Below are 24,059 nucleotides of genomic sequence, written 5' to 3'. Positions count from 1 at the left end.
CAATAGTTCTTATAGAGGTTACACGGAATCCGTGATGTGGCCGTTTGAACATCCCTTTACACAATAACGGAGTGGGCAGAAAAAACTGAAGAAGCGGAGCGTTCGCCTTTATCCCCGGATTTTCCCCTTTGAAATATAAAATTGAAAAAATCCGGGGATAACAGCGATCGGAAGTTGTTCTGCCCGCGCAGTGGCTAAGTGTGAATTTACAGGGGTCAATGGGACACAGCGCAGGTGGAGTGAGTTAGTTCACTGGCTTTGTGACAAAAATCACAGATGATGAAAGCCCCAAGTCGTATACTGAAAATGTAAGAAAAACATTCATCCCGCGGTTCCGGTTCCCAAGTAGAGAGAACATGTTCCGGTTTATGTGAAACAATTCACATTAATCGCGGCTCTGGGCACACAATGCTACGAATGAAGCAAGATGTTATGTGTCCAGAAATCCAAATTAGTGGAGGGATTACGATGTCGGTGATTGAAAAAGATGTCAAACAACAAACAGGCTGGAGAAACTTTACCAAAGGAACATGGACCAAATCCGTAGATGTGAATGATTTTCTGGCACACAACTTGTCTCCGTATTACGGTGACGAAGCATTTCTCGCAGGTGCAACCCAGAATACCAAAGAATTGTGGGAGATCGTATCTGATCTGACCAAAAAAGAACGGGATAACGGCGGTGTCCTTGACGTTGACGTGAACACACCAGGTACTATTATTTCTCACCAACCCGGTTATCTGGATCAATCCAAAGAGCAGATTGTCGGCGTTCAGACCGATGCTCCGTTCAAACGTTCCATTCAACCAACAGGCGGAATTCGCATGATGATTGACGCATGTGAGGCATATGGCTTTGAAATGCCACAGGGCGTCATTGATATATTTACAAACATTCGCAAAACACATAACCAAGGTGTATTCGATGCTTATACTTCCGACATGCGTGCAGCGCGTAAAGCAGGAATTATTACAGGTCTGCCAGATGCTTACGGCCGTGGCCGGATCATCGGTGACTATCGTCGTGTAGCTTTGTACGGGGTAGACTTCCTGATTCGTAACAAAAAAGGCGAACTGAATGCACTCGAAGTTGATGTTATTGATGAAGATGTCATTCGTCTGCGGGAAGAATTGTCTGAACAGATTCGTGCATTGCAAGAATTGAAACAATTGGGCGATATGCACGGGTTCGATATTTCCTTGCCAGCGACAACAGCAAAAGAAGCATTCCAATGGTTGTACTTCGGTTATCTGGCTGCGATCAAAGAACAAAACGGTGCTGCGATGTCACTGGGACGTGTATCTTCTTTCCTGGATATCTACATTGAACGTGACCTGCAAGAGGGCATTTTGTCCGAAGAACAGGCTCAGGAATTGGTTGACCATTTTGTAATGAAACTGCGGATTGTCAAATTCCTGCGTACACCGGATTACAACGAACTATTCAGTGGAGATCCAACATGGGTGACTGAGTCCATCGGTGGTATGTCCGTGAATGGTGAAACACGTGTAACCAAAAACAGCTTCCGGTTCCTGCATACACTGCACAACTTGGGTCCTGCACCAGAACCGAACTTGACTGTTCTCTGGTCCACGAAACTTCCAGAAGCTTTCAAAGATTATTGCAGTAAAGTATCCATCGAAACCAGCTCAATCCAGTATGAAAATGATGATCTGATGCGTCCAATCTACGGTGACGATTACGGTATTGCTTGCTGTGTGTCGGCGATGAAGATCGGGAAACAAATGCAATTCTTCGGCGCTCGTGCCAACCTGGCAAAAGCTCTCCTGTATGCGATCAACGGTGGTCGTGACGAGAAATCCGGAGCACAAGTTGGACCTGAGTATCCTGCCATCACTAGCGAAGTGCTGGATTACAATGAGGTTATGAAACGCTTCAAACCAATGATGGAGTGGCTGGCTAAGCTGTATATGAACACCCTCAACGTCATTCACTACATGCACGATAAATACAGCTATGAGCGTATCGAAATGGCATTACATGACCGTGATATTGTACGTACGATGGCTTGTGGTATCGCTGGTCTGTCGGTTACAGCAGATTCACTGAGTGCGATCAAATATGCCAAAGTAAAACCAATTCGTAACGAACAAGGCATCGCTGTTGATTTCGAAATCGAAGGAGACTTCCCTTGTTACGGTAACAATGAAGACAGCGTAGACAGCATTGCTGTTGAACTGGTCGAGAACTTCATGGGCATGATTCGCAAGCACAAAGCTTACCGTAACGCAGTTCCAACACAATCCGTTCTGACGATCACTTCCAACGTGGTATATGGTAAGAAAACAGGGACTACACCGGATGGTCGTAAAGCAGGTGAACCATTTGCTCCAGGTGCAAACCCAATGCATGGTCGTGACAAAAAAGGTGCACTGGCATCCCTTGGCTCGGTAGCCAAATTGCCTTATGAACACAGTCTTGACGGGATTTCCAATACCTTCTCCATCGTGCCAAAAGCACTGGGTAAAGAGGAAACTACACGTAAATCCAATCTGACTGCGATGATGGATGGTTACTTCGGTCAAAACGCTCATCACCTGAACGTTAACGTATTTGATCGTCAGCAATTGATTGATGCGATGGATCACCCGGAAAACTATCCACAACTGACTATACGGGTATCCGGATATGCCGTTAACTTCATTAAATTGACTCGTGAACAACAGTTGGATGTCATCAACCGTACGTTCCATGGCTCGATGTAAGTAATTTGCTAGTAGAAGACCGCTAGAGCAAGGTATTCCAAATCATATTAAACGCACAGCGGATGCGGATACAGAAAGGAAGAGGCAGCATGGTTAACGGACATATTCATTCACTCGAAACTTTCGGGACGGTTGACGGCCCAGGCATCCGCTTTGTGCTTTTTATGCAAGGATGTCTACTCAAATGTCAGTATTGCCACAACCCTGATACTTGGGCGCTGGATGGCGGAAAAGAAATGACGCTTGAGGAGGTATTGGCTGAAATTGAGCCGTATCTATCCTACTACCGCAGCTCCGGAGGCGGGCTCACGATATCTGGCGGAGAACCAACGTTACAGGCCCACTTTGTAGCTGAGATCTTCAAGGAAGTGAAGCGGCGCTGGGGATTGCATACGACACTGGATAGCAACGGTTTTAACGAACCGGAACGGATTCACGATCTGTTGGATCACACAGACCTGGTTCTGCTGGACCTCAAACATATTGATGATGAGAAACATATCAAGTTGACAGGCAAATCCAACGAGAGAACGTTGAAAACGGCCAAGTGGTTATCGGAGCAAGGTCGGAAAATGTGGATACGCCACGTGTATGTGCCTGGCATTCATAACGAGGAAGAGGATTTGCTTAACCTCGGACGGTTTATCGGAACATTGAATGGCGTCGAGAAGTTCGAAATTCTTCCATACCATCAGATGGGGATCTACAAATGGGAGGCGCTCGGTAAAGTATATCCACTGGATGGAGTTCCTTCACCAAGTGAAGAAGAAGTGGAGCGGGCGTATCGCCTGATCGAACAAGGTCGCCAGGAAACGGCTGGCATGGCTTGTTCAGGTAAGTAATCTGACCTTTATATAGTAAAAACAATCAACCAAGCAGTCCTTGCGAACATGTTTCGCAGGGGCTGTTTTTTGTCTAGTGAAGGATTTTATCCCTCCATTGATGAATTGTCATCCTTACGATGTAAGCTCCGGCTTTTTATAATCAGAGTGTAAAGCCAAACGCTCAATATCTTGAGGAGGGTCAACCAGATGAAAAAAAGAATGACATTACTGCTTTCATTATTGCTTATCACTTCATGGACTTTGGCGGGATGTGCAAGCTCAAGTAACGAGCCACAGCAAGGCGCAGGCAATACACCTGTGGAGGAAACAAGTAAGGAACCGGTTGAAATGCTTCTCCGCCACACACAGGTGGGAGCCGATAAACAGAAAAGACTGGCCATTCTGCAGGATGTTGTGGACAAAGTGGAGGGTGAGGTACCCAATCTGACCTTTACGCTGGATGGCGTCGAATCCGATGTGAATCGTAAGGAAAAGCTTCGCGGAGAGATGGCGGCAGGCAACCCGCCGGATATATTTGAACTGTTCGGTAGCCCGGATTCCAAAGTTTATGCCAAGGAAGGTATGCTGCTTGATCTGACCCCAATCCTGCAAGAGCTAGGCATTCAGGACCAGTTTACATCCCTTGAACCGTTTACGTATGAAGGCAAAGTATATGGACTGCCGATTGGCGGTTCGGGCGAAGGTTTTTTCTATAATAAAGAGTACTTCGAACAAAAAGGATGGAAAGCCCCAACTACCATGGCTGAACTGGACAATATACTGGCTGAGATCAAGGCTGATGGCAAAGTGCCGCTTGCTTCCGCATCCAAGGCGGGCTGGGTGCCACTTATGTTAACCAACCATCTGTGGTCCCGGTATGCCGGGCCGGAGATTACCGCAAAGTTTGCAACAGGTGAAGCGAAGTGGACCGATCCGGGTGTTGTGCAAGGTTTTGCCAAACATAAGGAATGGGTGGATAAGGGTTATTTCAAAAAAGGTGAACTGGGCTTTGAGTATGCCGAATATACCACCCAATTTACAAGTGGAGAAGTGGTATTAATGTATGACGGAACATGGAAATCATCTGTATTTAAGGAAGGTCAGAGCGGTGAATCGCTCATTGGCAAGGTTGGATTCTTCAATATGCCTCCGGTAGAGAACGGAGCAGGAGATCAGACGTCTTTGATGCGTGATGTGAACAATGGATATGGATTCTCGGCAGCAGTGGCGGATGACCCGCAGAAGCTGGACGCAGTGAAAGCTTTTATCAAAAATTTCTACAATGAAGATATGCAGATCCGCGGCCTTGTGGAAGATGGTGTGTTGCCTGCCATGAAGCTGGACGAGAAAGTGCTGACCGATAGCATTACCGATGATCTGATGAAAGAAATTGTGGCTGTGCTTAATGCGTCCAAGACGTCGTTCCCGGCATTTGATGCACTCGTTCAGGCCGATGTGACGACAGAGATCAGCAATCTGCAGATTCAGAAGTTGATTGGTGGGCAGACCATCCCAGAGAAAATGGCAGAAGAGTTGCAAAAGGTGCAAGAGGAAGCAAACGCTTCCGTGGAATAAACCAATTCAAGTCGAAACTGCGATCGTTGAAGTGACTGAAGGAGGCTGACCATGAATACTTCACTCCGCAGCCCGTTAATCTATACGTTGTTTGTAATGCCAGCCCTAATTCTGTTTGTAATGTTCTTCTTATACCCTATTGGTAGCTCCCTGTATTACAGTCTGACGAGTTGGAATGGGGTATCGGCTGAGCCACGTTTTGTGGGTTTATCCAATTATGTGAAAGCACTGACCGATGAACGGTTTTGGATTTCCACACGGAATAACGGCTTTTTCATCGGATTTTCGGTACTGATTCAGGTACCCCTGATCGTCCTGTTTTCGCTTCTGATTGCCAATGTGAAAAGACTGAAAGGTCTGTATAAAACCGCTGTTTTTTTACCATCCATTATGTCGACTGCCGTTATCGGTATCTTATGGGGGTTTATCTATGAACCCAATATCGGACTATTAAACAAAATACTTCATGTGCTTGGTATCGATCCAATCTACTGGTTATCGGATAACCGATTTGCCATGTTGTCCATCTTGGTGACCAATGCCTGGCAGTGGACGGGATTTTACATTGTCATGGTGCTGGCGGCCATACTGGCGATTCCCCGTGATCTGGATGAAGCGGCCGCAATCGATGGTGCAACGGCGGTACAACGTGCAATGCGAATTACGTTGCCGCTGATACGGCCGATCATTTCGGTGGTGATCATGTTGTCCATCGCAGGTGCCATGAAAGCAGCAGACATCGTGATTGTCATGACCAAAGGTGGGCCCGCCGGGTCCACCGAGGTTCTGGCCACATACATGATCAAATACGCGATTACCAACTTCAAATATGGCTATGGCAATACCATTGCAGTGCTGATCTTTGCTCTGACGCTTGTGCTCACTGCGGTGTATCAACTGCTGGTGGCGAGGCGGAGCGAGAAGGTGGAATATTGATGCCGAAAAGCATAAAAAGTAGTATACCTCATGTGTTGTTAATGTTGTACTTGATAGCGATTTTGTTTCCCTTTTTATTTGTAATTTTCTCTTCCTTCAAGCAGGATAACAATGAAATCGCCCTGAATCCATTCGGTTTGCCTACAACATGGGAGTTTAACAATTACGTGGAGGCTTGGGTGAATGCCAAGATTGGCACGTATTTCTGGAACAGCCTGTACATTTCGGTTTTATCGTCGGCGTGTACGATTGTCCTCGGCGCCATGTTTGCTTTTGCCGTAACCCGGATGAGACACCGGAGATGGAGCCTGTTTCTGTACAGTTTAATTCTGGCGGGCATGCTTATTCCCAACAATGCACTTATGCTTCCGATCTATCTGCTTGTTCGCAAAATGGGCATATTGGATACACATCTGGCATTGATCGTGCCCTATGTGGCCAATGCGATCCCCTTTACAATTATTATCCTGGCGGCTTTTATGCGTTCTCTGCCTGGGGAGATTGAGGAAGCGGCGGTCATGGACGGCTTGAGGGCCCCGGGTATCTTTGCTAAAATAGTGATACCTCTTACAGTTCCAGCCATTGTTACGGTTTTTATCGTTAATTTCCTCGGCAACTGGAACGAATTTTTACTCGCCAACTATTTTTTATCCACCGATAAATTGCGTACGCTGCCAGTGGGCATGGTCCAGTTTCGGGATCAATATCAGATGAACTATGCTCAGATGTCGGCAGGTATTGTATACAGCGTTGTACCTGTACTTGTGATCTACGCTATACTCCAGGAGAAAATTATAGAAGGAGTAACTGCAGGTGGTGTCAAAGGTTAATACCATGAACCAGTTAATAGGGAGAACGGGATATGAACTTGCGAATGAAGCTGGCCTTGGCATTTCTGCTGCTGATTATTGTACCGATGTGTGCGCTGGGCATTGGCATGTTTCTGGTCACATCACATACGATTGAGAAAAAATACAATCAACAGGCCGAATATGCGCTTCAGGCCATCAGCTACAATATCGAGAATGTATTTCAGCAGATTAATAATGTGACCGACAACGGGATAGCGACATCGGTTTTTCAAATGGCGTTGAATGCCAAAGATCCGACCAAGCAGGATCTGGGAACCGGTAATCAGTTATCCCTGAATGCCAGCCAGCGCAATTTCCGTTCCCTTCTATATAATTATCCGTTCATTAGTTATGCCTTTTTATATGATTTGCGTTCTTCCGAGAATAACCAGATTGTCTCCATTTTCACCAAAGAAAATTTTCAAGCCCTTCCTTTTCAGCAATTCAAAGTGCATCCCTTATTCAACGAAATTCAGCAACTTAATGGCGTGCCTAAATGGCTCGCACCTCTGGAATATCCCGAATTAACCGGGGTAGAGCCTGTCTTCACCCAGATCAGACTGGTCAAAGAACTCAGTTATTTTCAAAATATCGGCGTGCTTGTTGTTCAGATCAAAAAAGGAGAGATCGACCGGATCTTCCGTCACCTACAAATCAGCGATTCGGCACAGGATACATCATTCCTGTTAATTAATGAAGAAGGGCTGATCGTCTATGATCCTGCAGGTATATATAACGGTGAGAACATGCAAAACCTTGGTGCTGAATCCAGCCGTTACGGTCCCGGTTTTAGCAGTGTCAGAACGGTCTTTGACGGCAAAGAGAGCATCATTTCGCAATATCATCTGAAGAACTATAACTGGAGCCTCGTCAGTGTGACTTCATGGGAAGCCTTATCTGCGGAAACCAATGCCTTTGCAGGTTGGTCTGTCATCATTATTCTGTCATGTCTGCTCGCAGCGATGATCTTTAATCTTTTTTTCATGAATCGCATTACGGGTAACATTGCTGTACTTGTAAGGTTTATGCGTCGTGTGGATGATGGTGACTTTAATGCGAGGGTGGAAGGAAAAGGATTCGATGAAATGCAGCTGCTTGCGCAAGGGTTCAATGAACTATTGGATCGGATCGGGGGATTATTCCGTCGCGTTCGGGCAGAGCAAGATCAGAAGGCCCAAGCGGAACTGCGTGTACTACAGGCCCAGATCAAACCTCATTTTCTGTTTAACACATTGGAATCCATTAATGGGTTAGCGCTGCGAGGGGAGGGCCGCAAAGTAAGCGAGATGGTGACCAGACTTGGCAATATGCTTCGTATCAGCATTCAGGATCAGGAGGAGATTCCGCTGGGTGAGGAAATAAGACATTTGCAGAGTTATCTGGAGATTCAACAGTACAGGTTCAGTGATTTGTTCACCTATGAGATTGACATTCCACCCCATCTATACAGCTCAATTCTGCTTAAGCTTACCCTTCAGCCTCTGGTGGAAAATAGTATTCAACATGGGTTTGAGGGGATCACCTATCCAGGTGTATTGCGGATAAGCGCATATGCAGAACGGGGTCATCTGGTGTTATGTGTTGAGGATAATGGGATCGGTATTCCCCAGGAAATGCTCGCACGATTTGAGTATATGGCAGAAGATCCACCGGAAGATATGCTCGCGGAAGGGGCGGAATCATTATCGTCCATAACGGAACGCAGGGGATTGGGATTACGAAGTGTGGCAGATCGAATTCGTATTCAATACGGGGCCGGGTATGGCATATTTATATGTTCAGCACCGGGGTATGGCACAGTTATTCGATGCATTATTCCATTATATGAGCAGGAGGAAGCCGGATGAATCTGACTGCAATGCTGGTTGACGATGAGCTGCCGATTCTGGAGAATCTGAACTACATTTTACCCTGGGAAGAGATGGGGATTGAAATCACAGGTACAGCGAGAAGTGGTGTAGAAGCGCTGGGGAAAGTAACAGAAAGTCATCCGGACATTCTCTTGTGTGATATTCGGATGCCGTCTATGGATGGATTGGAACTTATTCGTTTGCTGCGAGAGCAGGGTGAAACGTGTGAGATTATTTTGCTGACCGGGTATCAGCAGTTTGAATATGCTCGAACCGCTATCAAGTATAACGTACATGAATACATATGTAAGCCCATTGATTATCTGAATCTTGAACATAAACTGCGTGAACTTGCCGGGCAGATCCAGAAGAGACGTCAGGAAAACGAATCGCAACTTTATCGCAGCCAAGAGATGGAAAGCTGGATCAGACACAAACAGTTGATTGACCTTTTGCGAGGAGAAGCACCATTGAAGGTTGCCTATCCTGCCTCTGTTCCTGAATTCATAACAACTGCTACACCGTATACGTTGCTGCTGGTGGATGCGGTCGGTTATTTTCGCCATTCTATCGGCTGGTCCGAGCTTCAGCATCAACGATGGCATGAGACCATAAGTTCCAGACTTAGGGAAGTGGCAGATCGAATTACGGAGGACTGTCAGATTCTTGCGACCCGCAAAGGGGAGTGGTGCATCCTGCTGGAGGCATCAGGTGAGTGGAAACGTCGCTCAGAGGAACTGGCCCATCAACTGTGTCTCGAATTAAATGCGATATTATCCTTGGATTCAAGTGTGAAGTTCAGGGTTGTTCAGGATGCTGTGCCCGTGAACCTGGAAAGTCAAATTCTGGAGCGATACCGGCATTGTCAAAAAATACTGATGTCCCATTCGGAGAGTGAAGACAAGGTGCTGAAGGCGAGTTGTCCCGAAACCACCTTATCGTATGATCATACGGCCTCCAAAGGGGCTAACTCATGGATTACAAGAGAAGATCTGGAGTTTGTTACTCGGTGGATTCGTCAAGGGAACAAGCAGGGGTTACGTGATGTATTGGAGCGGCTTAAACAGCAAATGGGGAATTCAGGACAATCCTTCAACAGGATAGATGAAACCAATCTTCGGTTTATGCTTGTACACATGCTTCGGGAACTGCGTGAAGTACAGGCCCTCGCTGAAGAACACGAAGTGAACTTTTGGAATGCACTGCAAGGGGCTGTATCCATGAGGGAACTCCTTGAACTTGCAGAGGTTGTTACCCATGCCTCTCAGGGCAAACAAACGCAACCACGTCCTTCTGTATCGGAACTGATCCTCTCTGCATGTGAGTATATGGACGCACGGCTGCAACAGGACTTGGGAATAGATGAAGTCTCAGATTGGCTTGGAATCAGCCCGGGATACTTTTGCCAACTATTTAAAACCCAAATGGGTGTTACTTTTGTGGAATATATGACGCAGAAACGGATGGAAAGTGCCGCTTTATTGTTGAGTACAACCGAATGGAGCATTACAGCGATTGGGGAAGCCACAGGTTTCAAGGAGCGCCGGTACTTCTCCAAGGTGTTTCATAAACACTTCCACATGAAACCCTCCGAGTACAGGCAGAGTAAACAATTGGGTTTGTAGTAGCAAGGGAAACGGGAGGAGAGGTCGAATGAAACCCTTGAATGATCTGACATTGGGGCAAAAGGTAGGACAATTGTTGATGTGTGGATTTCACAGTCAGCACGCAGATGAACAGATTACTCGCTTAATCCGTGACTATCACGTCGGGGGTGTCATTTATTTCCGGCGTAATGTCGAAAGTGTAGATCAATTGACACGGCTGTCCGCCGAACTGCAAGATATGGCTGCTGAAGCAGGGGCCCTACCACTCATGATTTCGGTGGACCAGGAAGGTGGCATGGTTGCACGGATTGACCAAGAGGGAATGACCCAAGTGCCGGGTAATATGGCGCTTGGTGCGACAGGCAATGCGGAATATACTCTGGAGTGTGCTCAAATTCTGGGTCGTGAGTTAAAAAACATCGGTATTGATATGAATCTTGCGCCAGTGGTCGACGTGAATAACAACCCGCTTAACCCGGTTATCGGTGTGCGTTCGTATGGTGAACATGCTGAAAGTGTGGCCGCTCATGGCGTAGCAGCCATCACCGGATATCAATCACAGGGCATAGCTGCTACTGCCAAACATTTTCCGGGGCACGGAGATACCGCCGTAGATTCTCATCTTGGTATGGTTACGGTACCTCATGATCGAAACAGGCTGGAACAGATGGAGTTGTTGCCGTTCCGCAAGGCGATTGAGGCCGGAGTTGATGCTATTATGACAGCTCATGTGATGTTCCCTTCGATTGAGCCAGAGCCCATTCCGGCAACGTTGTCACATAAGGTGTTAACGGGTCTGCTACGTGAGGAAATGGGTTTTGAAGGCATTATTATTACAGACTGTCTTGAAATGCATGCGATATCCAAGCCATATGGGGTAGCTGAAGCTGCCGTTCGTGCTGTGGAAGCAGGAGCAGATCTGATTCTGGTGAGTCATACCTTGCAAGATCAGGTTGCTGCGCTGGAAGGCATATATGAAGCAGTTCGAACGGGGCGCATTTCGGAAGAGGTTATTCATCAGGCGGTTGAACGCATTATGACATGGAAAAGAAAGCGCTGTGGCCAGCAGAATGATCTTCTTGTTTCGCCGAAAGCGAGTGAACCGGTCGAAGCAACCGATGTCGAACCTGTTGATTGCACTGAATCCACTAAACCCAGTGTGCCCAACGAATTGACGTTGTTCAAGATTGCTTCAAGCAGTATTACCATCGTTCATAATGATGGGCTGCTGCCCTTGGACCCAGAGAAGGGCGTATATGTCATCTGGCCTGAGGTTGTGCAACGGACAGAGGTGGATGAACCATGGTCCCATACAGAATCGCTGGGTATGGCGCTATCGCAGCTGCGAGGCAGAGTTCGTGAGCACAAAATTACTACTCAGCCCACTTATGATGAAGCAGATCGGATATTGGCTGATGTGTCGGATAATGAACAAGTTATCGTATGTACGTACACATCGGCAGGTCATCTTCCGAAAGGGCAACAGTATTTGGTTGAAAAGCTTAGTAAGAATCATTCGCTGATTGTAATTGCTCTGCGCAATCCATATGATCTGCTGGAGATTTCGAGGCCGGGTAGTTATGTGTGTACGTATGAGAATACACCTGCAGTTGTTCGGGTACTGTCCCATGTGTTAACCGGTGGACTGCAGCCAACAGGAAGTCTGCCTGTCCGTTTGCGCTAGACCTATTCAATCCTTACATCTCTCTGCGATATGGTGCTGATTGACCATCTCCCGGAGAGATTTTTTTGTTGGAATTTTCTATTGGTTAATTTTGGGATACGAATGCCAAAAAGATAATTAATAGATAACTATTTTCATAGTATTTTCCTTCTATTAAAAGTTTACAATTCTCCTCTTAACTTTTTAGCAACTTTTCCCGGTTCCAAGCGTCTAATAATATGACTTTTTGAGGGGGATATTTATAAAATGGGAGCAGAAGGAGCCAAAGACAAAGAATGAATTTGAAGAAGAAATTGTCCATACTTACCGCTTTTGCTGTGTTTCAGGCGTTTGCAGTGATTCCTGCCAATGCACAATCAGCAGATCAGAGCGATACTACATCAGTGAATACAGCCAAAGTTAAATCCGTGGAGGTTGTGAAGAAAGAACAGACCATCGCGGAATCCGAAGTGAAATCCGGAACAAACACTCCAACATCAAATAATGAAACAACTGAAGAAGTGAACCCTCCTGAGACAGATGTTCCTACAGGAACAGACGCGACTCCTGTTGAGCCGGTAATTGAACCTATGGACGAAGAAGGTACAGCTGAGGAAACACCAGCACCTGCACCAGTAGAAGTGGAGCAACCATCTACAGGCGGTTCATCTGTTGCTGGAGGCCGGGGTGGAGACCTCACTCTTTATATGAACAGTAATAAAATGATGCAAGATGGCAAAACATATCTTGCTGGACAGCCGATGGCTGTAAAAAATGGTGTATCCTATGTAGCGATCCGTGCTCTCGTTGATCGGGTTGGCTATGATGTCAAATATGATAACACAACTAAAGAAACGATCATTATTAGTGGTGAAGATGAGTTGCGTTTCAAAACAAACAGCAAGATCTATACCGTTAATGGTGTGTCCAGAACGATGAAGGGCGCGGCTTATCAACAAAAAAATACGTTCATGGTGCCGTTGACTTCAATTACACAGGCTCTGGACATTACGTATAAAGTAAATCAATCTGCCAAAACGGTTGTATTGAATCTGAGTACCAAACCGGTGGCAAGCTTCACGGTACAAAAAGAGGTTTTTGCCGGAGACCAGGTAACCTACACAACCAGATCCAGCTCTCCCAAGGGACTCAGCATTGTAGATGAGCGTTGGACAGGCCGTCAGGATTCATTCGACCAACCAGGTGTATACACAGTAACCTATGCGGTCCAGGATTCAAGTGGTCAATGGAGCGATCCGTATTCGGTTACGATTAAGGTTGAAAGACCGAATCTGCCACCTGTCGCAATGTTTACGACAGATAAAGAAGAATACAAAATGGGTGAGAAAATCACTTATATTGATCAAAGCACAGATGATGAGAATGCAATTGTAAAAACCGAATGGGATAACAATGCACTTGCATTCTTTGTTCCAGGACCGAAGACCGTAACGATTACAGTTACCGATAAACATGGTGCTAGCGATAGCTATACCAAGATGATCAATATTACGGGAGAAACACTTTATAGTGTGACTGACTTCAATCAATTGTTCACACCAGTCGGTGAGAAGTTCACTTTTGACGGTGGTGGAGTACCGGCATTGGAGAAAGTACCTTTCACTTATTATGATGAACCAAGTCTGCTGATCCGCAGTAACAGCCCTGAAACCGTGAATACGGAAGGCATTGTGTACAAGGAATCTTCCTTTGGACAGACACGCTTCATGATTCACCATGTGAACAACACGGGCAAAAGCGTAAAAATGTATGTTGTAGCGACAAACAACAATGCATACACGGCATCCATTGACCAGCAAAACATGGGTTTTGCAGGACCGTCTCCTTTTGCAACGGTAGCTGGAAAGCTGTCCATTGACCGTTGGTTCCAGTCGATGCAGAATGGTACCGGACAAAAGAAAGTGTACATCCAGCCAGGAGAAAGCAAGCTGATTCTTAATGATCTGAGCGTTCTTCCGATGAAACAGGGACAAGTCATTTCCTTGTATTCGGATGTATTCAGTGACTATGAACTGGATTACAACATTATCATGATCGAAGAAAACAAGGACCCGATGGAAGTGTTATCGAGCCTGCCGGTTCTGGATCGTGATGGAGTTCACAACCGTGGTACCTATCCAAATGCAACACGGATCATTACGTATGACCAAGAAGTAGGGTCGAAACCTGCACGTCTTCCACTTGGAGACAATGCAAGTGATCCAAACCTTGTGGGAACGGACCCTATGGCTTTCACTGAAGCGTCCAACGCAGGTAACTTCGGTGTATTGTACAAAATTACATTGAATAATGTTGCTCCGCGCACGTTGATTTCTTTCAACCCTCGTGGAGGCAGATATTCAGGTGTGGCACTCGTGAATGGACAGGTCGTTCAGATTTCCACAGGTAAATCTGTAACTGCACCTAATGAGCAAAGCGTTATGTATCGCACAGGTTCGTACGGCGAGAGTGTAACCATTCTCTTCTCGGCGGCACCAGGAAGTAACTTGCCTGTTAACCTGCTGTTCACGCCGCTTCCGGCTGAAAAGTAATACCATGAACATGCACGGACGGTTTGGAGTGAAAGCTTATATCATATATACCCGTTCACCCCAAAAGTCGCCCGAACGATTGATCATCTGAACCGTCAGGAAGGGACTCCATCAAAATGTACTGTCATTAGCTCAAGCTAGACTAATGGCAATGCATGTGCATGGAGTCCTTTTTATGTGATGTTGGAATGACCTAACCCGGTGTCTTCGTTGACTCTAATCGTAATTTGATGCATTATTAGAGGTATACAAGAAAGCAAAAGTTTTCGCTTTTGCCGAATAAACTGTCGCTCTATGAATGATGCAAAATGCTCGTATGACAGGAGGTGCTTTAGATCATGCTGTCGACAGAACAGATTATTTCGACCATGTCCTCACAGGGGCTTCGCATTACCGATCAGCGGAAAACACTGGCCCGGTTATTTGCCGAGTCTCCCGGGTATCTTACACCCAAGGACGTCTATGAATATATGGGTAAGACTTACAGTGGACTGAGTTTTGACACAGTATATCGTAATTTGCGGGTGATGCAGGAACTGGGTGTACTGGAACAGGTCATCTTCGAAGATGGCGTTAAATTCAAAGCGCACTGTAGTGAAGATCATCATCACCATCATATGATCTGTCTGAAGTGTCAGAAGACATATCCTATTATTTTTTGCCCGATGCAGCTTGCAGATGCGCCTGAGCAATTTCAGGTTGTAGACCACAAGTTCGAGGTATTTGGATATTGTAAGGACTGTGCAGAGCATGCTCCGGCCAAAGCGGCATCGGGACATACACACGCTCATGGGAAGCACTGACCATGAAGTTATCGCGCAGAATTGCTCAGGCACCCATTCGGGTGTACCGCAACTATATCTCTCCATTAACACCGCCAACATGTCGGTTCTATCCGAGCTGTTCGGCTTACGCCATGGAGGCGATTGAAGTACACGGTGCGCTCAAAGGTTCGTTGTTAACAGCGAAACGTATTGCCAAATGCCACCCGTTTCATCCAGGCGGTGTAGATCTGGTGCCACCAAAGGCGGAGAAATCCATGATGGTATCAGAGTAACGATGTAACTTGAAGTATTCGGGTGGCCTGGAAGCAGGCCAGGATTGAACTTGAGTATGCTGTCCACTTGACAAAGGGGTCCGCATTTCAGTATATTTTCCTATATATGCGAGTTCAAAAAGTCTAGTTTTCAGTACCAAGAAGATGGGATGAAGTTAGAAAGGGAGTAGCGGAGCGTAGGAAACCTACGTGAGCAACGGACATTTCGGCTGAATTTCAACTTCGATGCTGATGATGCCGGTAGGCATGATTCGTAATCAAAAGTGGACTTTTTGAACAACTTCTATATGATTTCCAGTGAAGGGATAAGTACAGACACACCCCCAGTGCAGAGAGCCGGATGAGCTGAGAACCGGTCTGGGAGGAGGATGGAATATGGTCCCGGAGGAACCTCTTTCGAGCGTGCAGACAGTGATTTCAGAGCTGCTGTCGTAAGGCTGAGGCGTGATCCAGCGTTAATGGGCGGTCGAAGGACCGACAGAGCCTGTGTTTTGCGAAAAACATGGGGAATTTGGGTGGTAACACGTGAGAGCAACTCTCGTCCCATAGGGGCGGGAGTTTTTTGTGTTCTTTTTTAGTTGTTTTGGACGAAGGGATCACATGAAGCAGGAACATTTGAAGGAGGAGAAGTTATTCATGGCTGACCAAAAAACATTTTATCTGACAACCCCGATTTATTATCCGAGTGACAAATTGCATATTGGGCATGCGTATACAACTGTGGCGGGAGATGCGATGGTTCGTTACAAGCGTCTACGCGGTTACGATGCTCATTATCTGACAGGAACCGATGAACATGGCCAGAAGATTGAGCGCAAGGCACAAGAGAAAGGACAGACACCGCAAGCTTTTATCGACGATATCGTTGTGGGGATCAAGGAACTGTGGAACAAGTTGGACATTTCCAATGACGACTTTATCCGTACAACCGAAGAACGTCACAAAACCATTGTTCAGGATATCTTTGACCGTTTGCTGAAACAGGGAGATATCTACAAAGGTGAGTACGAAGGCTGGTACAGCATTCCGGATGAGACGTATTACACGGAGACTCAACTGGTGGATGTAGAGAAGAATGAGAATGGTGAGATTATCTCGGCCAAGAGCCCGGATAGCGGACACCCAGTTGAATTGGTCAAAGAAGAATCTTACTTCTTCCGTATGAGCAAATATGCAGATCGTTTGTTGAAATATTATGAAGAGAACCCGGGCTTTATTCAGCCGGAATCCCGTAAGAACGAGATGATCAACAATTTCATCAAGCCAGGTCTTGAAGATTTGGCCGTATCGCGGACTACATTTGAATGGGGCGTTAAAGTTAAAGGTGATCCAAAACACGTGGTTTACGTGTGGATTGATGCGTTGTCCAACTATATTACAGCACTGGGCTACGGTTCATCCGATGCATCCCTGTATAACAAGTTCTGGCCTGCGGATGTTCATCTGGTAGGGAAAGAAATTGTTCGTTTCCATACGATCTACTGGCCAATTATGTTGATGGCGCTGGACTTGCCTTTGCCGAAGAAAGTGTTTGCACATGGCTGGTTGTTGATGAAGGACGGCAAAATGTCCAAATCCAAAGGTAATGTCGTTGATCCAGTGACTCTGATTGACCGTTACGGTCTTGATGCACTGCGTTATTACCTGCTGCGTGAAGTACCGTTTGGTTCCGATGGTACGTTTACACCGGAGAGCTTCGTAGAGCGTGTTAACTCCGACCTCGCAAACGATCTGGGTAACCTGTTGAATCGTACCGTTGCCATGGTAGACAAATATTTTGAAGGCAAAGCCCCTGCGTTTGCATCGAATGTAACGGAATTTGATGCTTCGCTGGAAGAAGCAGGCCATGCTACGGTGGAAAAAGTGGAACAGGCGATGGAAAACCTGCAGTTTTCCGTAGCACTGACAGCGATCAGCCAGTTTGTCAGCCGCACCAACAAATATATTGATGAGACGCAGCCATGGGCGTTGGCTCGTGATGAAGCAAAACGTGATGAATTGGCATCCGTTATGGCTCACCTGATCGAAAGCTTGCGAATTGCTTCCATCTTGTTGCAACCGTTCCTGACACGTGCTCCTCATAAAATCTGGGCACAGCTCGGCATTCAGGAAGGTGAACTTACAGCTTGGGATACAGCTAAGCAATGGGGTCTGGTTCCAACTGGAAACGCATTGCAAAAAGGTGATCCAATCTTCCCACGTTTGGATTCCGAACAGGAAATTGCTTATATCTCCGAAGCAATGACTGGTGGCCAAAAAGCAGCACAGCCTGAAGCAAGTCAAGCAGATGCTGGAGCTTCAGCACCTGTTGAACCGGTAACCGCACCTGAAGGTACGGAAGAGATCGGTATTGACGATTTTGCCAAAGTTGAACTGCGTGTCGCGCAAGTCATTGCCTGTGAACCGGTCAAAAAAGCGGATAAGTTGCTGAAATTGCAGCTCGATCTGGGTTATGAGCAGCGCCAGGTCGTATCTGGAATTGCGAAGTTCTATTCGCCAGAAGAGATGGTTGGACGCAAAGTCATCTGTGTGACCAACCTCAAACCGGTGAAACTTCGTGGTGAACTGTCCCAGGGTATGATCCTTGCAGCATCGCATGGCGACCAGCTTACACTTGCTACAGTACCGGACAACATGCCTAATGGCGCACAAGTGAAATAAGAAATCAAATTCTGTCATAAAAATGACTCAAGGTGGCCCGATGTAATTCGGGCCCCTTTTTTTGTTGATATAAATCGCATCTTAAGGGAAGAGAACAAGCATATACTGTTATGAACTCCGTACTTCAGGAAAGAATGAATAGGACGGGATAGCTTGACAAGTAGGTTCAGGTTACCTATAATTCTTTCAGTAATGTTTACGATTAAGAGATGCGGAGTGAATCATAATGACATTTTATAAAGTGCAACATCAAGCTCAGGATAACCGGATAGGGAAGACGAGCAAAAGAGGCAACATGAAGTTACTGTGGACGGGTTTGCTTATTCTCACTTTGCTGGTATTGTCAGCGTGTGGGCAGGATAGTTCCAATAATGCGAAGATTGTGGAAGGCAAGGTAAACGTCGTGACGACATTTTATCCTGTATATGCTTTTACGACTGCAATTGGTGGTGAGGATGCCAATGTTATTAACCTGCTGCCAACGGGAGTAGAGCCACATGACTGGACTCCGAAGAGTCAGGATATCGTTAATACGTCCAAGGCACAGCTGTTTCTCTATAATGGAGCTGGACTGGAAGGATGGGTTCCGAATTTCCTGAAGTCGCTGAATAGCGATACACAGGTGAAGTCTGTTGCCGTCAGTGAAGGTGTTAAGCTGTTAACTGCTGAGGGTGATGATGGGCACGGTCACGGCGAAGAGCACGAAGACGAGCATGCAGATGAACATACTGATGAGGCTGCAAGTGAAGATGTCGCTGATCATCATATTGATCCACATACGTGGGTTAGTCCGAAATCAGCCATGATCATGGCTGAAAACATCAAAAATAGTCTGGTCGAGGCAGATCCTGATCACAAAGCAGGTTACGAACAACGTTATGAAGAGCTTCGTACCAAGCTTGAGACGCTGGATCAGCGTTTTACAGATGAATTGGCTAACGTACCAAACAACGAAATTGTTGTCTCGCACCAAGCGTTTGGCTACCTTGCACGTGATTATGGATTAACCCAGCATGCCATTATGGGACTTTCCCCGGATGCTGAACCGACAGGACAGGATATTGTGAAGCTTGCGAAACTCGTTAAAGATGAAGGCATTAAATACATTTTCTTCGAAGAGCTGGTATCTGACAAATTGGCGAAAACATTGGCAAGTGAAGCAGGAGTGGAGACCATGGTCCTTAATCCGGTTGAGGGATTGACCAAGGAGCAGGCAACAAACGGGGATGATTATTTCACCCTCATGGAGAAAAATTTGCAAAATCTGCTGATCGCATTAAAATAAGATATAATGAAGAATTCAGAGCGAAGAGTCTTTACCGTTCACGGTGAAGGCTCTTAGGACGCTATGGGATTCTTATATATAATGAAGGGCGGCTTTGCCATGCAGCAAATCATGCCACTATGTCATGATCCAATTATAGAGATCGAGAAACTATCATTTTCCTATGGGGACCAGCGAGTGATTGAGAATCTCGATTTTATGGCCCAGGAACGGGACTTTGTCGGGATTATCGGTTCCAATGGGGCTGGTAAAACGACATTGCTGCGCATGCTGGTAGGACTTCTTCCTCCTGCGCAGGGAGATATCAAACTATTCGGACAGTCGATCCGGAGGTTCAAGGACTGGGACCGAATCGGGTATGTGCCTCAAAAGAATGCATTTAACCCGTTGTTCCCTGCGACCGTTCGTGAAGTGGTCATGTCAGGCTTGTATAATAACAAAAACATGTTCCGTCGTATGTCTCGCAAATGTCAGCAACAGTGCACGGATGCGATGCAGGTCATGCGGATCGAGGATCTGGCGAACAAACGTATTGGTCAATTGTCCGGCGGACAGCAGCAGCGTGTATTTTTGGCACGAGCGCTTATCAATCACCCGGATCTGTTGATTCTGGATGAACCTACCGTAGGTATTGATGCTGAATCACAGGCCAGTTTCTTTGAACTGATTACCCATATGCATGAACATCACCGAATGACTTTTCTAATGGTGTCTCATGATATGGATCGGATGGAGAGTTATCTGGGCTCTGAAGCTGTGGTAACGAATGGCAAAATTAATTTTCATGTCCGTCATTCGCATGAGGTACAGGATTGTGCTGAGACCAATCTGCAACATACCACTGCACAGGTACGCTAGCCGTATTCCATTAGATTAGAGTAAGGCCGAAGGAGTCGTGTTTGTTTTGGAAATATTAATGAGTGATTTTTTTCAGCGTGCCCTGGCGGGTGGGTTGTTAATTGGCATTACCGCTCCGTTAATCGGACTGTTCCTCGTCTTACGGCGGTTATCCATGATTGGAGACACCTTGTCTCATGTGACCATTGCCGGTGTTGCACTTGGATTCCTGATTGAAGTGTATCCCATTGCGGTAGGCTTGATATTTGCCGTGCTTGCTTCATTTGCGATAGAGAAATTGCGCAAAGCGTACAAGAGTTACGCCGAATTATCGATTGCCATTATCATGTCCGGTGGCGTGGCCCTTGCTTCCTTGTTCTTCACGCTGGGCAAAGGATATAATGCAGATGTCATGAGTTATTTGTTCGGCAGTATATATACGTTAGACGCTACGGATCTGAAGCTTGTAGGTGTGGTTACGCTGATCGTGGTGATTGTAGTGGCATTGTTACATAAGGAATTTTTCCTGCTTAGCTTTGAGGAAGATGCGGCAGCGGTTACAGGGTTGCCTGTGAGAATTCTGAACATGTTGATCACTGTGATGACAGCACTTGTCATAAGCACGGCGATCAAGATTGTCGGTGCGCTTCTGGTGTCAGCGCTATTGACGATTCCGGTAGCAGTCAGCCTGTTGATGGCCCGAAGTTTCAAATCCGCTATTATTTTGTCCGTGGTGATTGGCGAAATTGCCGTAGTCCTTGGACTGGTTGTAGCAGGTATCTGGAACCTCGCACCTGGAGCAACGATTGTATTATTGCTGATCATGATGCTGATTCTGACGATGATTGGAAAAAAAGGGTTCCGAGCCTGACGACTGAACGAGAAAGCACGTGAGCCCGGGGAAGGGAGACATCCGCTTCATGCCTGATGTTAATGTATGGATGGCTTTTGTAGCAGGTTTAGTCTCATTTATATCACCATGTTGTCTTCCGCTGTATCCATCATACCTCTCCTACATTACAGGTATGACGGTGCAACAATTGAAGGATGACCGCAATCAGCGCGAAGTCCGCTTTAAGACCATGACGCATACGCTGGCATTTATTTTAGGCTTCTCGGCTGTATTTTATTCGCTTGGCCTGGGTGCAGGACTGTTTGGCCAATTTTTCAATGATAACCGTGAACTGATTCGGCAATTGTCTGCGATTTTGATTATGCTTATGGGGTTGTTTTTGCTTGGTGTGTTCAAGCCACAGTTTCTGATGAAGGAACGCAAGCTGGATATGAAATGGAAACCAGCAGGCTATCTGGGCTCTTTTATATTTGGTATCGGTTTCTCAGCAGGGTGGTCGCCGTGTATTGGCCCTATTCTAACAGCAATCATTGCTATGGCTGCAAGTGAGCCCACAACCTGGCTGGCGCTGATTACAGGTTATACGGCAGGGTTTGCAATCCCGTTCTTCATTTTGGCCTTTTTCATTGGTTCGACACGTTGGATCTTACGGTATTCCAATGTCATGATGAAAGTTGGGGGAGCATTAATGTTGTTCCTTGGGGTATTGCTTTTTACAGATCAGATGACGAAGATTACGATCTGGTTGCAGCAGATTACACCAGACTGGATGATCATTTAAGCGGATGAACTGAATTTGAATTAAAAAATGCATGACAAAGCAGGCTACATGTCACCAGAGTCACTCTGGGTCATGTAACCTGCTTTTTAATCGTTTGTTAGGAATGCTTTTAACTGAATATGATTTTGGGCAATCCTGTTGTTCGTTTAGGTGAAGTAATCAATACTGGCTAGTGGGAAATGTTCAAAGATCCGTTCCGTAATGAATTCGCGCAGCGCATCTTGCTGGTCATCCTTATACACATACTTGTACTGACCCCAGCGGCCCCATTTCATCTTACGTTTCTCGATATCCATCTCCAGCTTGGTTTTAGGATAACGTTTCTCAATGGTTGCTTTGGCCGTTTTGGTAAAACGGTGCTGGATCATCTCAAAGGTAAGATCCTTGGTTGCTTCCTCTGGAAGCGTATCTGCCAGCTTCTGCAACAGATCCGAGTATCCTTCTTCCCAGCCTTCATACCACATGATCGGAGCGATAATGAATCCCAGGGGATAACCGGCGTGTGCAATTTTGCCAGCAGCTTCAATGCGTTCCTCAAATCTGGAGGTAGCCGGTTCAAAGTTTTTGATGACATAATCCGAATTGACACTAAACCGGATACGGGTGTGGCCGTTATGTTTAAGGTTCAGCAACGGATCAACGTGATGATATTTGGTTACAAATCGCAAGCGCCCATATTCTTCTTCCGCCATAAAACGAATCAGGTCACTTAAATTCTCCGTGATATGCTCGAGTCCTACGGGATCAGACGTACAGGCAGCTTCAAATCGTGTAATTTCAGGCGCGCGTTCTTCAATGTATCCTTTGGCAGCCTGAATGATCTCCTCGGTATTGACATAGACACGGACATAAGGTTTCGCACCAAGTGTAGTTTGAAGATAACAATAATGGCAGTGCCCCATACAGCCTGTAGAGATGGGAATGGCATATTCCGCTGAAGGTTTCGACTGGTCAAACTTGAGTGTTTTGCGCACACCGACGACCAGAGTACGCTTTGCCATCCGATATTTTTCTTGTTCGGTTTCACCCGGCAAGTTTGTGATTCGGTTATGGGATGTGGTCATCTGATAAGGTATGTTTTTGGATGTCACCCATTCCATAATCCGTTTGCCCTTATCATATTCCAACGCACCGGGTTCAAAATACACCAAATCGGGAATAAAGGGTTTAGTACCTTTTGCTTTACGAACTGGCGGTGAGGCTACACTTGTACTCACGAAATCACTCCTTTCGATGCGGAACTTTGCTTAGTTTGCCTCATTTGGGGAGAAGTCACGCCTGCCAATTACTTGTGTAACAGCGCGCTCCGAACTGTACAGGACTTGCCAATGCGTATTGATAACATGTATCATTATAAGATAGGGACCAGGCACGAATAGGGGCCGGTCAGAGAGAAAAGAGGGAAGCAGATGCCAACGCCCAGTATGGAAGATTATTTGGAGCGTATATACAAATTAATTGATGAAAAGGGCTATGCTCGTGTGTCTGATATAGCTGAAGGACTGGAAGTACATCCTTCATCGGTGACGAAGATGATCCAAAAGCTGGACAAAGACGAGTACCTGATCTATGAAAAGTACCGCGGACTGGTGCTTACGCCAAAAGGCAAAAAGATGGGCAAACGTTTGATGGAGCGCCATCATCTGCTTGAACAATTTTTGACAACGATTGGTGTTCAGGAACAAAATATCTACAATGATGTTGAAGGCATTGAACATCATCTGAGCTGGGACTCCATTACATGCATCGAGTCCTTGGTTGAATACTTCCGTCAGGATGAGAGTCGGTTGCGTGACCTCAAAAACCTTCAGGACGTCATGAGTAATACGGAGTCTTAAGTTTCAGCAGTGGAATACACATGGTGATCTACAATGAATTGTATCCTGTGATCAAAGGATGCTTCTTGCCGTTTCAATGGCAGGAAGCATTTTTTTGTGTGCAATCACACCATAATTTGGTGATTTTCGCAACTAAACGAACGGTAGGAGCGTCTATTAAAC

At 46.1% G+C, this 24,059-nt stretch carries 18 protein-coding genes; 17 read left to right on the top strand and 1 reads right to left on the bottom strand.

Annotated elements, in window-relative coordinates; genetic code table 11:
- Positions 1–468: 468 nt before the first annotated feature.
- From pflB to C170_RS22780, 16 genes are all read left to right on the top strand, one after another.
- Positions 469–2,727: a formate C-acetyltransferase gene (gene pflB / locus C170_RS22855; protein WP_036614438.1), complete on the top strand. Its 2,259-nt coding sequence runs from the start codon at positions 469–471 to the stop codon at positions 2,725–2,727.
- 89 nt (positions 2,728–2,816) lie between these two features.
- Positions 2,817–3,569 (top strand): pyruvate formate-lyase-activating protein, encoded by a 753-nt coding sequence (gene pflA, locus C170_RS22850; RefSeq protein ID WP_036614436.1) that lies wholly within the window; start codon positions 2,817–2,819, stop codon positions 3,567–3,569.
- A gap of 189 nt (positions 3,570–3,758) precedes the next feature.
- Entirely contained in the window at positions 3,759–5,126 is a 1,368-nt protein-coding gene (locus tag C170_RS22845; RefSeq protein ID WP_036614434.1) for an ABC transporter substrate-binding protein, read from the top strand.
- Between the two features lie 51 nt (positions 5,127–5,177).
- Positions 5,178–6,062: a carbohydrate ABC transporter permease gene (locus tag C170_RS22840; RefSeq protein WP_036614432.1), complete on the top strand. Its 885-nt coding sequence runs from the start codon at positions 5,178–5,180 to the stop codon at positions 6,060–6,062.
- Complete coding sequence (locus C170_RS22835; RefSeq protein WP_036614430.1) at positions 6,062–6,892, top strand: carbohydrate ABC transporter permease; 831 nt, start codon at positions 6,062–6,064, stop codon at positions 6,890–6,892. The genes C170_RS22840 and C170_RS22835 overlap by 1 nt, the downstream gene beginning before the upstream one ends.
- A 32-nt stretch (positions 6,893–6,924) precedes the next feature.
- On the top strand, positions 6,925–8,760 hold the full coding sequence (locus C170_RS22830) for a cache domain-containing sensor histidine kinase (protein ID WP_036614428.1): 1,836 nt from the start codon (positions 6,925–6,927) through the stop codon (positions 8,758–8,760).
- Positions 8,757–10,388 (top strand): response regulator transcription factor, encoded by a 1,632-nt coding sequence (locus tag C170_RS22825; RefSeq protein ID WP_036614425.1) that lies wholly within the window; start codon positions 8,757–8,759, stop codon positions 10,386–10,388. Before C170_RS22830 ends, C170_RS22825 begins: the two co-directional genes overlap by 4 nt.
- A gap of 28 nt (positions 10,389–10,416) precedes the next feature.
- Positions 10,417–12,054, top strand: coding sequence for a beta-N-acetylhexosaminidase (gene nagZ, locus C170_RS22820; RefSeq protein WP_036614424.1), 1,638 nt, complete (start codon positions 10,417–10,419; stop codon positions 12,052–12,054).
- A gap of 275 nt (positions 12,055–12,329) precedes the next feature.
- Positions 12,330–14,585, top strand: coding sequence for a stalk domain-containing protein (locus C170_RS22815; RefSeq protein ID WP_036614422.1), 2,256 nt, complete (start codon positions 12,330–12,332; stop codon positions 14,583–14,585).
- Between the two features lie 338 nt (positions 14,586–14,923).
- Positions 14,924–15,388, top strand: coding sequence for a Fur family transcriptional regulator (locus tag C170_RS22810; protein WP_017687564.1), 465 nt, complete (start codon positions 14,924–14,926; stop codon positions 15,386–15,388).
- A gap of 2 nt (positions 15,389–15,390) precedes the next feature.
- Complete coding sequence (yidD, locus tag C170_RS22805; protein ID WP_017687565.1) at positions 15,391–15,642, top strand: membrane protein insertion efficiency factor YidD; 252 nt, start codon at positions 15,391–15,393, stop codon at positions 15,640–15,642.
- A gap of 636 nt (positions 15,643–16,278) precedes the next feature.
- The gene (metG, locus tag C170_RS22800) at positions 16,279–18,303 is read left to right on the top strand and encodes a methionine--tRNA ligase (RefSeq protein WP_036614420.1); all 2,025 of its coding nucleotides are present in this window, start codon (positions 16,279–16,281) and stop codon (positions 18,301–18,303) included.
- Between the two features lie 226 nt (positions 18,304–18,529).
- The gene (locus C170_RS22795; RefSeq protein ID WP_081746024.1) at positions 18,530–19,588 is read left to right on the top strand and encodes a metal ABC transporter solute-binding protein, Zn/Mn family; all 1,059 of its coding nucleotides are present in this window, start codon (positions 18,530–18,532) and stop codon (positions 19,586–19,588) included.
- A gap of 99 nt (positions 19,589–19,687) precedes the next feature.
- A complete protein-coding gene (locus C170_RS22790) occupies positions 19,688–20,446 on the top strand; it encodes a metal ABC transporter ATP-binding protein (RefSeq protein WP_036614907.1) in 759 nt (252 codons plus the stop codon).
- A 46-nt stretch (positions 20,447–20,492) separates the two neighbouring features.
- Positions 20,493–21,296 carry a metal ABC transporter permease gene (locus C170_RS22785; RefSeq protein WP_017687569.1) on the top strand — a complete coding sequence of 268 codons (804 nt, stop codon included), beginning with the start codon at positions 20,493–20,495 and terminating at the stop codon, positions 21,294–21,296.
- A 49-nt stretch (positions 21,297–21,345) separates the two neighbouring features.
- Positions 21,346–22,059 carry a cytochrome c biogenesis CcdA family protein gene (locus C170_RS22780; protein WP_036614418.1) on the top strand — a complete coding sequence of 238 codons (714 nt, stop codon included), beginning with the start codon at positions 21,346–21,348 and terminating at the stop codon, positions 22,057–22,059.
- A gap of 146 nt (positions 22,060–22,205) precedes the next feature.
- On the opposite strand, the gene splB is transcribed toward C170_RS22780, so the two are convergent.
- Positions 22,206–23,276 (bottom strand): spore photoproduct lyase, encoded by a 1,071-nt coding sequence (splB, locus tag C170_RS22775; RefSeq protein ID WP_036614416.1) that lies wholly within the window; start codon positions 23,274–23,276, stop codon positions 22,206–22,208.
- Between the two features lie 192 nt (positions 23,277–23,468).
- Here splB and mntR point away from each other — a divergent pair, with 192 nt between their 5' ends.
- Positions 23,469–23,897, top strand: coding sequence for a transcriptional regulator MntR (gene mntR, locus C170_RS22770; protein WP_036614415.1), 429 nt, complete (start codon positions 23,469–23,471; stop codon positions 23,895–23,897).
- Positions 23,898–24,059: the final 162 nt, after the last annotated feature.

The sequence above is a fragment of the Paenibacillus sp. FSL H7-689 genome, assembly GCF_000517905.1.
GTDB lineage: Bacteria > Bacillota > Bacilli > Paenibacillales > Paenibacillaceae > Paenibacillus > Paenibacillus amylolyticus.
Note: the sequence above shows the minus strand (reverse complement) of the source record. Positions and strands in the feature narration are given on the sequence as shown.

Coding starts and splice junctions, on each gene's coding strand:
- C170_RS22840 (WP_036614432.1), top strand. CDS start 5,178: ATGAATACTTCACTCCGCAGCCCGTTAATCTATACGTTGTTTGTAATG.
- C170_RS22815 (WP_036614422.1), top strand. CDS start 12,330: ATGAATTTGAAGAAGAAATTGTCCATACTTACCGCTTTTGCTGTGTTT.
- pflB (WP_036614438.1), top strand. CDS start 469: ATGTCGGTGATTGAAAAAGATGTCAAACAACAAACAGGCTGGAGAAAC.
- mntR (WP_036614415.1), top strand. CDS start 23,469: ATGCCAACGCCCAGTATGGAAGATTATTTGGAGCGTATATACAAATTA.
- yidD (WP_017687565.1), top strand. CDS start 15,391: ATGAAGTTATCGCGCAGAATTGCTCAGGCACCCATTCGGGTGTACCGC.
- pflA (WP_036614436.1), top strand. CDS start 2,817: ATGGTTAACGGACATATTCATTCACTCGAAACTTTCGGGACGGTTGAC.
- C170_RS22780 (WP_036614418.1), top strand. CDS start 21,346: ATGCCTGATGTTAATGTATGGATGGCTTTTGTAGCAGGTTTAGTCTCA.
- C170_RS22835 (WP_036614430.1), top strand. CDS start 6,062: ATGCCGAAAAGCATAAAAAGTAGTATACCTCATGTGTTGTTAATGTTG.
- C170_RS22825 (WP_036614425.1), top strand. CDS start 8,757: ATGAATCTGACTGCAATGCTGGTTGACGATGAGCTGCCGATTCTGGAG.
- C170_RS22845 (WP_036614434.1), top strand. CDS start 3,759: ATGAAAAAAAGAATGACATTACTGCTTTCATTATTGCTTATCACTTCA.
- C170_RS22790 (WP_036614907.1), top strand. CDS start 19,688: ATGCAGCAAATCATGCCACTATGTCATGATCCAATTATAGAGATCGAG.
- C170_RS22830 (WP_036614428.1), top strand. CDS start 6,925: ATGAACTTGCGAATGAAGCTGGCCTTGGCATTTCTGCTGCTGATTATT.
- metG (WP_036614420.1), top strand. CDS start 16,279: ATGGCTGACCAAAAAACATTTTATCTGACAACCCCGATTTATTATCCG.
- nagZ (WP_036614424.1), top strand. CDS start 10,417: ATGAAACCCTTGAATGATCTGACATTGGGGCAAAAGGTAGGACAATTG.
- C170_RS22810 (WP_017687564.1), top strand. CDS start 14,924: ATGCTGTCGACAGAACAGATTATTTCGACCATGTCCTCACAGGGGCTT.
- C170_RS22795 (WP_081746024.1), top strand. CDS start 18,530: ATGACATTTTATAAAGTGCAACATCAAGCTCAGGATAACCGGATAGGG.